Source organism: Hydrogenophaga sp. SNF1 (assembly GCF_034421675.1).
GTDB lineage: Bacteria > Pseudomonadota > Gammaproteobacteria > Burkholderiales > Burkholderiaceae_C > Hydrogenophaga > Hydrogenophaga borbori.
Window position 1 is genome coordinate 1,865,749 of the sequence record NZ_CP139793.1, and the last position, 11,690, is coordinate 1,877,438.

Below are 11,690 nucleotides of genomic sequence, written 5' to 3' on the forward strand. Positions count from 1 at the left end.
GCTGTCAGGCCACGGCCAGCGCAAGCTCCAGGCCGGACACGAAGGCGTCCTCCACCCGGTGGCCCAGGCACCAGTCGCCGCACAGGCCAATGCCCAGCGCGGTGTCGAGCAGGTGGCTGCGGCCCAGCGGGGTCTGCGTCTGCGCGTAGCGCCAGCGCTGCACCTCGGCGAAGGGCGGCGTGGCGCGGATGCCGGTGATCTCGGCGAAACCCTTGAGCAGCTTGGCCTTCACGCGCTCGCCGTCGTCTTCCAGGTGCTTGGTCGACCACGCGGGGCTGGCCTGCACCGTCCAGCGCTCGATGGGGTCGCGCGCCGGCTTGCTCGACTCGCGCGCCAGCCAGCTGATGCGGTGGTGCGTGCTGCGCGCCGCGCTCCACTGCGGGCCCAGGTGGTACAGGCCCGGTTGCATGGCCTGGGGGAAGGCGACCATCAGCGTCCAGCACGGCGCCACATGCACCGGCGCCAGCGCGGCGCGCAGCTCGGGCGCCAGGCCCGAGGCCAGCAGCAGCGCGTGCGCCTGCGGGTGGGGAATGGCCAGCAGCACGCGATCGAAGCCGCCCAGCACGCGCTGGCCGCCCTCGCCGTCGTCGGTGCGCAGTTGCCATTGCCGGGGGTGCAGGGCGTCGGCTTCGATTTGCGCCACCCGCGTGTCCAGCAGCGCCAGGGCCGACGCCTGGCCGTGGGCCTCGGGTTGCAGCAGCGGCTGCGCCCAGAGCGCGACCAGGGCGTTCATGCCTGGCGCGGCCACGAAGTGCGGCTCGGTGGGCGGCGGGGCGCTGGCCAGCACATGGCCGACGGCGTCGAGCACGCGCACGGTGCTGGCGCTCCACGCGCGCACGGCGCGGGTGGCGGTGGCGCGCAGCGCGAGCTCGAAGCGCGCATCGCGCACGGTGAAGTACTGCACGCCGGGGTCGAAGCCGCCGAACTCGGTGCGCCGGGTGGCCATGCGCCCACCGACGGCGGACGCGGCCTCGATCAGCGTGACGCGGTGACCGGCCTGCAGCAGGGTGCGCGCGGCGGTGACGCCCGCCATGCCCGCGCCCACCACGGCGACGTGCAAGGGAGCGCGCGGAATCGGGGCGGGGCGTGAAGTCATGGCGCGAATGTAGCAGTGGCGGTGCTCAACTCTGGTGGTGGTTGTTCAGCAAGGCCTCGCGCGTGCCGGCGTGCTTGAGGTGGTCCAGCCACCAGCGCAGCGCGCGGGCACCGTCGGCGGCGTGGCGCGTCTGACGCCAGGCATAGGCCACGCGGAAGCTGCGTTCGCCCTGCTGCACCGGCTTGACCACCAGCCGCCCGGCGTTGATGAAGGGCTGGGCCAGCGCCGTGGGCAGGAAACCCGCGCCCAGGCCGCGCAACTGCGCCTCCAGCTTGTGCTGCATGGTGGGCACGGTGAGCACGTCCTGGCCGGGCAGCAGGTTGTGGCTGACGCCGCGGCCGCGCTGGGTGCTGTCGGCCACGGCCACGGCGCGGTGCTGACGCATGTGCTCCTCGGTCAGCGTGGCCGCCACGCGCGCCAGCGGGTGGTGCGGCGCCACGGCATAGACGAAGCCCGCCGTGCCCAGCGGCGCGGCCTGCAGGCCCGGACCCACGGAATCGGCCGCCACGCCCAGGGCGATGTCGGCCAGCCCGTTCTGCAGGGCCTCCAGCGTGCCCGAGAGCGTTTCGGCGCGCAGCCGCAGCCGCGTGGGCGCGCCGGTGGCGTAGAAGGACTCGCACAGCTCGAACAGCGTGGCGCGCGAGATCAGCGCATCGGCCGCGATGGTGAACTGCGGCTCCCAGCCCGTGGCCACGCGCTTGACGCGGCGCGCCACGGCGTCGAACTCGTTGAGCAGGAATTCGCCCGCGCGCAGCAGTTCCTCGCCGGCGGGGGTGAGCATGGCGCGGCGCGCGCTGCGGTCGAACAGCAGCACGTCCAGCGCGTCTTCGATCTGGCGGATGCGGTAGGTGAGGGCGCTGGGCACCATGCCCAGGTCGCGTGCGGCGGCGGCCATGCTGCCGAGCCGGGAGACGGCCTCCACCAGGGCCAGGTTCTCGGCGGACAGGGCGCTGCGGGCGCTGATGGGAGCGGGCATCTGGGGGTGTTTGTGTTCAAAGATTTTGAATGATGCCATCAAAAGCCTGCGGCCCGGGTCGGGGGCTCGACGCCCAGAATTCAGCCCATGCCAGCCCGCTGGCCCCCGAAAGAAAGGACCCCACCATGATGCAGATCCGCCGCTCCGACGCCCGTGGCTACGCCGATCACGGCTGGCTCAAGAGCTACCACTCCTTCTCCTTCGCCGACTACTTCGACCCCGCCTGGATGGGCTGGGGCAACCTGCGCGTCATCAACGAGGACCGCATCGCCCCGGGCACCGGCTTCGGCACGCATGGCCACCGCGACATGGAGATCATCAGCTACGTGCTGCAGGGCAACCTGGCGCACAAGGACAGCATGGGCAACGTCAAGGGCATCCCGCCCGGCGACGTGCAGCGCATGAGCGCCGGCAGCGGCGTGCGCCACAGCGAGTTCAACCACGCGCCGAACGACACCACGCACTTCCTGCAGATCTGGATCGAGCCGAACCAGCGCGGCATCGAGCCGAGCTACGAGCAGAAGGGCTTCGCCGAGGCCGACAAGCGCGGCCGGCTGCGCCTGGTGGCCTCGCCCGACGGCCGGGACGGCTCGGTGACCATTCACGCCGACGCCGCCATGTACGCGGGCCTGTTCGACGGCGCGGAAGCCGCGCAGATCGCGCTGGACCCGAAGCGCAAGGCCTACGTGCACCTGGTGCGCGGCCAGCTCGAGGTCAATGGCCAGCGCCTGGCCGGCGGCGACGCGGCCGTGCTGGACGGCGAGACTTCGCTTACCCTGGACAAGGGCCAAGACGCCGAGGTGCTGGTGTTCGACCTCGCCCACTGATTCCCCCAACCGCTTTTCAACCCTGGAGAAACTCCCATGAACGCCCTGCAAAACCCCCTGGCCCTGATCGGCCGCATCCTCCTGGCCGTGCTCTTCGTGCCGGCCGGCTTCGGCAAGATCGCCGGTTTCTCCGGCACCGTGGGCTATGCCACGGCCATGGGCCTGCCGCTGCCGACCGTGGGGGTGGCGATCGCGCTGGTGATCGAGCTCTTCGGCGGCCTGGCGCTGCTGATCGGCTACCGGGCGCGCCTCGCGGCCATCGCGCTGGCGGTGTTCACGCTGGTGGCGAGCGTCTTCTTCCACGCCTACTGGGCGGTGCCGGCCGAGCAGCAGATGGTGCAGCAGCTGCTGTTCTTCAAGAACATCGCGGTCGTCGGTGGCCTGCTCGCCTTCGCCGCCTTCGGCGCCGGCGGCTGGAGCCTGGACGCCAAGCGCGGCGCCTGATCGCACGCCGGAGCGCACACGCATGACCAAAGTGCTTGTCGTCTACCACTCCGGCTACGGCCACACGCAGCGCATGGCGCAGTCGGTGGCCGATGGCGCGGGGGCCGAGCTCATCGCCATCGACGCCGATGGCAACCTGCCCCCAGGCGGCTGGGAGGCGCTGGACGCGGCGGACGCCATCGTCTTCGGCTCGCCCACCTACATGGGCAGCGTGAGCTGGCAGTTCAAAAAGTTCGCCGACGCCTCCAGCAAACCCTGGTTCGCGCAGAAGTGGAAGGACAAGATCGCCGCCGGCTTCACCAACAGCGCGGGCATGAACGGCGACAAGCTGGCCACGCTGAACACCCTGTTCACCCTGGCCATGCAGCACGGCATGATCTGGGTGAGCCAGGGACTGATGCCCGCCAACACCCAGGCGGCCCAGCGCGACGACGTGAACTACCTCGTGTCGTACAGCGGCGCCATCGCGCAGTCGCCGTCCGACGCGGGCGCCAAGGACATGCGGGCGGGCGATCTGGAAACGGCGCGCCTGTTCGGCGAGCGGGTGGCGGCGATCGCGGCAAGGTTCAAGAACTGATGCGTGCGGCAACGGTGGCTGGCGAAGACCGATCCGCCGCCGGGCCGCCCCAAGGCGGATCAGCCCCCCCTGGGGGCAGCGACCCGCGCAGCGGCGGAGCGCGGGGGTCTAATATTCCGCCTCCATGAAGATCTTCAGCATCCTCCCCTGGGCAGACTGGCTCGCGCTGGTCTGCTTTTTTTCGCTCTGGATCGGCTACGCGATGGTTGCCAAGCCCTGGGCCCGGCGCAGGCCCTCGCTGCTGGCCACCACCAACCGCTACCGGCGCTACTGGATGGAGCAGGCCATCGCCCGCGACCCACGCATGCTCGATGGCCTGATCACGCAGAACCTGTCGAGCACGCCGTCCTTCTTCTCGTCCACGTCCATCCTGATCATCGGCGGCCTGTTTGCGCTGCTGGGCACCACGGACAAGGCGACCGAGCTGATGAGCGAGATCCCCTTCGCGCAGGCGACCACGCTGATCGTCTTCGAGTTCAAGATCCTGGTGCTGATCGCGATCTTCGTGTATTCGTTCTTCCGCTTCTCCTGGTCCATGCGGCAGTACACCTTCGTGGCCCTGGTGATCGGCTCCATGCCACCGCCCGAGGATTTCGCCTCGGGCAAGTTCGACCGGCGGGCCTACGCCGACCGCGCGGGTGCCCTGGTGGCCTCGGCCGCCGAAACCATGAACGACGGCCTGCGCGCGTATTACTTTTCGTTCGCGCTGCTGGGCTGGTTCGTCTCGCCCCTGGCCATGGTGATGGCCACGGCCGTGGTGACGGCCATCCTGTACAGCCGGGAATTCCGCTCCGAGGTGCTGCGCATCCTGCGCGACTGAATCGGGGACAGAGGGGCGCCTTCTAAAATCGGGCGATGTTCGTTCACCTGCGCCTGCACACCGAGTTTTCCGTCGTCGACGGCACCAACCGCATCGATGAGGTGATGGCCGCCGCCGCGGCCGACGGCCAGCCCGCGCTGGCCATCACCGACCTCAGCAACCTCTTCGGCGCCGTCAAGTTCTACCGCGCGGGGCGCGATGCCGGCGTCAAGCCCATCATCGGCGCCGAGGTGCTGCTGCAAGGCTTCACCGAAGAAACCCCGAACGCCATGCCCGGCGCCCACCAGCCACCGCTGCCGCGCGTGTTGCTGCTGGTGCAGGACAAGCAGGGCTACCTGAACCTGAGCGAGCTGCTGGCGCGCGCCTGGACGCGCAACGTGGTGCGCGACCAGGCCGTGATCAAGCGCGAATGGCTCGCAGAGCTCAACGCGGGCCTGATCCTGCTGTCGGGCGCGCAGGCCGGCCCGGTGGGGCAGGCGCTGATGGCCGGCGATCCGCAGCGCGCGAGCGACGCCGCCCTGAACCTGGCCACCCTGTTCCCGCACCGCTTCTACATCGAGGTGCAGCGCGCCGGCCGCGCCGACGACGAACGCCACGTGGTTGCGGCCGCGCAGCTGGCCGCGCGGCTGCGCCTGCCGGTGGTGGCCACGCACCCGGTGCAGTTCCTGCAGCCCGACGACTACGAGTCGCACGAGGCGCGCGTGTGCATCGCCGAGGGCGAGATCCTGGCCAACAACCGGCGCGTGCGCCGTTTTACGCGCGAGCAGTGGTTCAAGCCCGCCGCCGACATGAGCGCGCTGTTCGCCGACCTGCCATCGGCCGTGGCCAACACGGCCGAGATCGCCAAGCGCTGCAACCTCACGCTGGTGCTGGGCAAGCCGCAGCTGCCCAACTTCCCCACGCCGCTCATCGATGGCGTGCCCATGCCCATGGAGGACTTCTTCCGCCAGTCTTCCTTCGACGGCCTGGAGGAGCGCCTGGCGCACCTGTACCCCGACGAGGCCGAGCGCGAGAAGCAGCGCCCGCGCTACGTCGAGCGCCTGGAGTTCGAGATCGGCACCATCCTCAAGATGGGCTTCCCGGGCTACTTCCTGATCGTGGGCGACTTCATCAACTGGGCCAAGAACAACGGCTGCCCGGTGGGGCCGGGCCGCGGCTCGGGCGCGGGCTCGCTGGTGGCCTATGCGCTCAAGATCACCGACCTCGACCCGCTGCAATACAACCTGCTGTTCGAGCGCTTCCTCAACCCGGAGCGGGTGTCCATGCCCGACTTCGACATCGACTTCTGCCAGGGCAACCGCGACCGCGTCATCGAGTACGTGAAGCAGAAGTACGGCAAGGACGCGGTGAGCCAGATCGCCACCTTCGGCACCATGGCCGCGCGCGCGGCCATCCGCGACGTGGGCCGCGTGCTCGACCTGTCCTACGGCTTCTGCGACGGCATCTCCAAGCTCGTGCCCAACAAGCCCGGCATGAGCGTGACCCTGCAGTACCCGCCCGTGCCCAAGAAGGAGGGCGACAAGAACAACTACGCGCTCGAGATGGAGCCTGTGCTGGCCGAGCGCGTGCGCCAGGAAGAGGACGTCAAGACCCTGATCGAGCTGGCGCAGAAGCTCGAGGGCATGACCCGCAACGTGGGCATGCACGCGGGCGGCGTGCTGATCGCGCCCGGCAAGCTCACCGACTTCTGCCCGCTGTACGCACAGCCCGGCAGCGAATCGGCCGTGAGCCAGTACGACAAGGACGACGTCGAGGCGATCGGTCTGGTGAAGTTCGACTTCCTGGGCCTGGCCACGCTCACCATCCTGGAAATTGCGCGCGAGTTCATCATGAAGCGCCACAAGGGCCAGGAGAACTTCCGCTACGAAGATGTGCGGCTCGACGATCCCAAGGTCTATGCCCTGTTCTCGCGCGGCCAGACCGAAGCCGTGTTCCAGTTTGAAAGCCGCGGCATGCAGGGCATGCTGCGCGACGCCAAGCCCACGCGCCTGGAGGACCTGATCGCGCTCAACGCGCTGTACCGGCCGGGCCCGATGGACCTGATCCCCAGCTTCGTGGCGCGCAAGCACGGGCGCGAGACGGTGGAGTACCCGCACCCGGCCGTGGCCGACATGCTCAGCGAGACCTACGGGATCATGGTCTACCAGGAGCAGGTGATGCAGACGGCGCAGATCCTGGGCGGCTACTCGCTCGGTGGCGCCGACCTGCTGCGGCGCGCCATGGGCAAGAAGAAGGCCGAGGAGATGGCCGAGCACCGCGAGAAATTCCGCGCCGGTGCGCTCAAGACCCACGGCATCCCGCAGGACAAGGCCGACGAGGTCTTCGACCTGATGGAGAAGTTCGCGGGCTACGGCTTCAACAAGTCGCACGCGGCCGCGTACTCGCTGCTGGCCTACCACACGGGCTGGCTCAAGGTGCACTACACGGCGGAGTTCTACTGCGCCAACATGACCGTGGAAATGGACGACACCGACAAGCTGAAGGTGTTGTTCGAGGACGCGCAGAAGATGGGCATGGCCTTCGAGCCACCCGACGTGAACCGCGGCGTCTACCGCTTCGAGCCGGTGACGGACAAGCTCATCCGCTACGGCCTGGGCGCCATCAAGGGCACGGGCCAGCAGGCCATCGAGGCCATCGTGGCCGCGCGCGAGGGCCGTGGCGAAGGCCCCAACGGCGGCGAGAGCGGCCCGTTCAAGAGCCTGTTCGACTTCTGCCTGCGCGTGGACCGCACGCGCCTGAACAAGCGCACGGTGGAAGCCCTCATCAAGGCCGGCGCCTTCGACGCCCTGCACCTGAACCGCGCCGAGCTGCTGGCCACGCTGGACATCGCCTTCGAATACGCGGCCACCACGCAGGCCAACGCGCACCAGGGTGGGCTGTTCGACATGCTGGGCGGCGACGACCATGGCTCCAGCACGCAGGAGCCCGATCTGGTCGCCGCCATGCCCTGGGGCGTGAAGGAAAAGCTCACGCACGAGAAGAGCGCCATCGGCTTCTACTTCTCGGGCCACCTGTTCGACGAGGTGGAGCGCGAGGTGCGCCGCTTCGCGCGCACGCGCCTGGTGGACGTGGTGGACAGCCGCGACCCGGTGATCCTCGCGGGCATCGTGACGGACTTCCGCGTCATCAATGGCCAGCGCGGCAAGCTCGCGCTGTTCAAGATCGACGACAAGACCGGCGTGATGGAAACCAGCGCCGACGAAAACCTCATCAACACGCACCGCGCCCTGTTGAAGGACGACGAACTGATCGTGGTGCAGGCGGTGGCGCAGCCGGACCGCTTCTCGGGTGGCCTGCGCCTGAAGATCCAGCAGGTCTGGGACCTCGCCAGCGCGCGCTGCCGCTTCGGCAAGTACCTGCGCGTGGCGGTGAACGGGCACGCGCCGTCCGTGGCTCAGCTGGTGCGCGACTTCCCGCCCAAGCGCGAGATGAGCGACCAGGGCGAGTTCGTGCGTGGCCTGCCGGTGCGCCTGGCCTTGCAGCGGGAGGGCGCGCGCTGCGAGCTGCAGCTGGACGACCGCGCGCTGTTTTTCCCGACGGACGCGGCGCTGGCGAGCTGGATGGCCCAGGCGCACGAGCAGCGGGCGGAGATCGTGTTCGATTGACCGAGTGCCGCGGGCACCGCGCGCTCGGCCGAGGCGCCGGGCCATGCGCGATGGGTCGGGCCTCAGATGCCGGCCTCAGGCGCCAGCCTTGGGCTTGGGCTTGAAGATGTGCACGGTTTCGCCGCGGGCGAGCATGTCCACCAGCTGCGCGATGCGCTTCGCGCGCGTCTCCGGCCGGACGGCCGTCTGGATGCGCCAGAGCACGGCGTAGCGGTTGCTCGCGTTGAGGGTGGCGAAGAAGGCCTTGGCCGGCGGCCTGGCGTCCAGCGCGGCGACGAGGTCGTCGGGCGCGGTAGACGTCCTCGCACCGTCGTAGGCCTGGGCCCAGCGGCCGTCGGCCTGGGCGGCCTCGATCTGCGCCTGGCCCGGCGGCTGCATGCGGCCGGCCTCGATCAGCCTGGCCACCTTGTCGACGTTGGTCTTCGACCAGAGGCTGCGCGGGCGCCGCGGCGTGAAGCGCTGCAGGAAGTGCCGGTCGTCCAGGCCCTTCTTCTGGCCGTCGATCCAGCCCCAGCACAGCGCGATCTCCACCGCCTCGGGATAGGTGACGCTGGGCTCGGTGGTACCGCGCTTGGCGATCTTGAGCCACAGCCCGTCGGACGTGGCGTGGTGCTTCCGGAGCCAGGCCTCGAAGGCCTCAGCGTTCTTGAACAGTGTGGGGGTGGCGGGTGCAGCGGCGGGCATGTGCGCAGTGTGCCGCGGACCCTAGTCCTGCGGTCGCAGGCCGATCAGCATGGGTGAGTACACGCGACCGTCGGTGTCGCGCGGCAGGGTGCCGGTGCGGTCGATGGCGCGCAGTGCCGCCTCGTCCCAGGCGGGGTGTCCGCTGCTCTTGACCAGCCGGCGGCCGGTGATGGTGCCGTCGGGCGCCACGCGCACCTCGACCTCGGCCCGCGGGTTGCCCGGCGCGATTTCGGTGAACACGATGTTGGGCCGGATGGCCGCGATCACCTTGCCCAGGTAGCTGCCCGAAGGCCCGCTGGACTGCTGGGCCGTGCCCGTGCTCTGCGGCGAGCCGCTGGCGCCGGCCTGTCCCATCATGCGGGCCATCTGCTCCTTGCGCAGCTGCTCCTGCAGCTGCGCCTGGCGCTTCTCCTGTTCGGCCTTGCGCTGGGCCTCGCGTTTTTCCTCGGCGAGCTTTTGCTGGCGCTCGGCCTCGGCGCGCTTCTTCTCGGCCGCCAATTTTTCCGCGGCGGCTTTCTCGGCCGCGGCCTTCTTCTCGGCGGCGGCCTTCTCCGCCGCCTTCTTTTCCTCGGCTTTCTTCTCCGCCGCGAGGCGCTCGGCGCGTTCGCGTTCCGCCTTCTCCTTCTCCTTGGCCTTCTGCGTGGCGATGTCGGCCTGCTGCTGCGCCGGGGCGGGCGGCGGTGGCGGCGCCGGGCGCGGCGCAGGGGCCGGCGCGGGGGCCGGCACAGGAGGCGGGGGCGGTGGCACCGGCGCGGGCGGCGTGGGGGCCGGTGCGGGTGGCGGTGGCGGGGCGGTGGCGCGCGGCGCGGCCTGCTGGGGCAGGCGCGACCACAGCTCGGCCTCCACGGCCGGCGTGTCGGCGTCGCGGCGCCAGTTCACGCCCCAGGTAAGCGCGAGGATCAGCAGGGCGTGAACGCCGATGGCCTTGCCCAGTGCGCCGCCCCAACGGCCCTGTGGTGGCGGGGCGAGGTCGAGGTGGTCGGCGGTGGAGCGCATGGCGATCGGGTCGGACAAGCTCAGCGGGTGGTCTGCACCGACAGGCCCACGCGCTGCACGCCGGCGCGCTGCAGGGCGTCCATGGTGCGCACCACGGTCTCATAGCGGATGGTCTTGTCGGCGCTGATGATCACGGGCACGCCGGCCTGATCGGCCTGGCCCGTGCCCTGCAGCTCGAGCACGCGCGCGGCCAGCAGGTTGAGGGGCACGAGCGCGCCCTCGCCACTGCTGCTGCCTTCGCGCACGCGCAATTGTTCTTCCTTGTCGATGGTCACCTGCACGAAGCGGTCGGGCTGGCGCTGGGCCTGGCCCACGGTGGGCAGGGCGATCTGGCTGGGTGTGATGAGCGGGGCCGTGACCATGAAGATGATCAGCAGCACCAGCATGACGTCGATGAACGGGACCATGTTGATCTCGTTCATCGTGCGGCGGCCGCGGCCGCGGGCGGCGAGCTTGGCCATGGTTCAGTGCCTCAGAAGGTGGATGCCGACGCCGTGGCGTGCTGGGGCGGGTGCGAGCCCAGGTTGCGCTGCAGGATGTTGGAGAACTCCTCCATGAAGGTCTCCAGGCCGTTGGCGACGCGGTCGATGTCGTGCGCGAAACGGTTGTAGGCCACCACCGCCGGAATGGCGGCGAACAGGCCGATGGCCGTGGCCACCAGGGCTTCGGCGATGCCGGGCGCCACCGTGGCCAGCGTGACCTGGGCCAGCGAGGCCAGGCCGGTGAAGGCGTGCATGATGCCCCAGACCGTGCCGAACAGACCCACGTAGGGGGCCACGGAGGCCACCGTGCCCAGGAAGGAGAGGTTGGACTCCATCACGTCGAGTTCGCGCTGGAAGCTGGCGCGCATGGCGCGGCGCGCGCCATCGAGCAGGGCGCCGCTGTCGGTGATGCGGCGCTCGCGCAGCTTGCTGAATTCGCGCATGCCGCTGGCGAAGATGCGCTCCATGGGGCCGGCCTGGCGGGCGTTCTGCGCGGCGGCGGCGTACAGCTCGTTCAGGTTGGTGCCCGACCAGAACTCGCGCTCGAAGGCGTCGTTGCGGGCGCGCACGCGCTTGAGCGTGCCGAGCTTGCGGAAGATGGCCGCCCAACTGATGAGCGACATCAGCACGAGCAGCGCCACCACGGCCTGGACCACCCAGGTCGCGTGGAGCATGAGCTGGACGATGGAGAGTTCTGGGGTCATGGGTGCAGAGATCGGAACAGGTGGAAAAGGTTTCGGTCTGTCACCGGGGGCGGTTCAGGCCAGGCCCAGGGCCTGGAGCAGGGAGGCCGGCATGCGCCGGGGCACCAGGGTGTGGGCGTCGACCCAGCCGATGCGGATGCTGCCTTCGCACAGGCATTCCCCCGCCGGGGTGTCCCGGCGCGCCGACTGGGCGATTGTCAGCGAGGCGCGGCCCGCTTCCGTGACCTCGGCGGTAACGAGAAGCAAATCATCCAGGCGCGCGGGGCGCAGGTAGCGCAGGTCGGTGGCGCTCACCACGAACATGGCGCCCTCGGCCTCGCGCAAGCGTTGCTGTTCCACGCCGCGCGCGCGCAGCCATTCGGTGCGGGCGCGTTCGAAGAACTTGAGGTAGTTGGCGTAGAACACGATGCCGCCCGCGTCGGTGTCTTCCCAGTAGACGCGCACGCGCCACTCGAAAGGCGCCATGAGCGGTGGCTGCG

General features: G+C 69.9%; 12 protein-coding genes. 5 read left to right on the forward strand and 7 right to left on the reverse strand.

The features are described from left to right. Nucleotides 1–4: 4 nt before the first annotated feature. Together SOM08_RS09040 and SOM08_RS09045 are read right to left on the reverse strand one after the other, a co-directional pair. Nucleotides 5–1,096 (reverse strand): NAD(P)/FAD-dependent oxidoreductase, encoded by a 1,092-nt coding sequence (locus SOM08_RS09040; protein ID WP_116957665.1) that lies wholly within the window; start codon nucleotides 1,094–1,096, stop codon nucleotides 5–7. A 25-nt stretch (nucleotides 1,097–1,121) separates the two neighbouring features. Further along, nucleotides 1,122–2,072 carry a LysR substrate-binding domain-containing protein gene (locus SOM08_RS09045; RefSeq protein WP_245980803.1) on the reverse strand — a complete coding sequence of 317 codons (951 nt, stop codon included), beginning with the start codon at nucleotides 2,070–2,072 and terminating at the stop codon, nucleotides 1,122–1,124. A gap of 125 nt (nucleotides 2,073–2,197) precedes the next feature. On the opposite strand from SOM08_RS09045, the gene SOM08_RS09050 reads away from it, so the two are divergent. From SOM08_RS09050 to dnaE, 5 genes are all read left to right on the forward strand, one after another. Beyond that, nucleotides 2,198–2,899, forward strand: coding sequence for a pirin family protein (locus tag SOM08_RS09050; protein WP_116957667.1), 702 nt, complete (start codon nucleotides 2,198–2,200; stop codon nucleotides 2,897–2,899). Between the two features lie 36 nt (nucleotides 2,900–2,935). Further along, nucleotides 2,936–3,343 (forward strand): DoxX family protein, encoded by a 408-nt coding sequence (locus SOM08_RS09055; RefSeq protein WP_116957668.1) that lies wholly within the window; start codon nucleotides 2,936–2,938, stop codon nucleotides 3,341–3,343. A gap of 22 nt (nucleotides 3,344–3,365) precedes the next feature. After that, a complete protein-coding gene (locus tag SOM08_RS09060) occupies nucleotides 3,366–3,920 on the forward strand; it encodes a flavodoxin family protein (protein ID WP_116957669.1) in 555 nt (184 codons plus the stop codon). A 124-nt stretch (nucleotides 3,921–4,044) separates the two neighbouring features. Beyond that, nucleotides 4,045–4,740: a DUF599 domain-containing protein gene (locus SOM08_RS09065; protein WP_116957670.1), complete on the forward strand. Its 696-nt coding sequence runs from the start codon at nucleotides 4,045–4,047 to the stop codon at nucleotides 4,738–4,740. 35 nt (nucleotides 4,741–4,775) lie between these two features. Then, a complete protein-coding gene (gene dnaE / locus SOM08_RS09070; protein WP_322470524.1) occupies nucleotides 4,776–8,345 on the forward strand; it encodes a DNA polymerase III subunit alpha in 3,570 nt (1,189 codons plus the stop codon). A gap of 75 nt (nucleotides 8,346–8,420) precedes the next feature. On the opposite strand, the gene SOM08_RS09075 is transcribed toward dnaE, so the two are convergent. From SOM08_RS09075 to ybgC, 5 genes are read right to left on the reverse strand one after another with little or no spacing between them, the layout of a single operon-like run. Continuing rightward, the gene (locus tag SOM08_RS09075; RefSeq protein ID WP_116957672.1) at nucleotides 8,421–9,029 is read right to left on the reverse strand and encodes a YdeI/OmpD-associated family protein; all 609 of its coding nucleotides are present in this window, start codon (nucleotides 9,027–9,029) and stop codon (nucleotides 8,421–8,423) included. A 21-nt stretch (nucleotides 9,030–9,050) separates the two neighbouring features. Continuing rightward, nucleotides 9,051–10,043: a cell envelope integrity protein TolA gene (gene tolA / locus SOM08_RS09080; protein WP_416187002.1), complete on the reverse strand. Its 993-nt coding sequence runs from the start codon at nucleotides 10,041–10,043 to the stop codon at nucleotides 9,051–9,053. A 2-nt stretch (nucleotides 10,044–10,045) separates the two neighbouring features. Beyond that, on the reverse strand, nucleotides 10,046–10,486 hold the full coding sequence (locus SOM08_RS09085; RefSeq protein WP_322470525.1) for a biopolymer transporter ExbD: 441 nt from the start codon (nucleotides 10,484–10,486) through the stop codon (nucleotides 10,046–10,048). Between the two features lie 11 nt (nucleotides 10,487–10,497). Further along, nucleotides 10,498–11,211 (reverse strand): protein TolQ, encoded by a 714-nt coding sequence (tolQ, locus tag SOM08_RS09090; protein WP_116957674.1) that lies wholly within the window; start codon nucleotides 11,209–11,211, stop codon nucleotides 10,498–10,500. 54 nt (nucleotides 11,212–11,265) lie between these two features. Further along, nucleotides 11,266–11,676: a tol-pal system-associated acyl-CoA thioesterase gene (gene ybgC / locus SOM08_RS09095; protein WP_116957998.1), complete on the reverse strand. Its 411-nt coding sequence runs from the start codon at nucleotides 11,674–11,676 to the stop codon at nucleotides 11,266–11,268. Nucleotides 11,677–11,690: the final 14 nt, after the last annotated feature.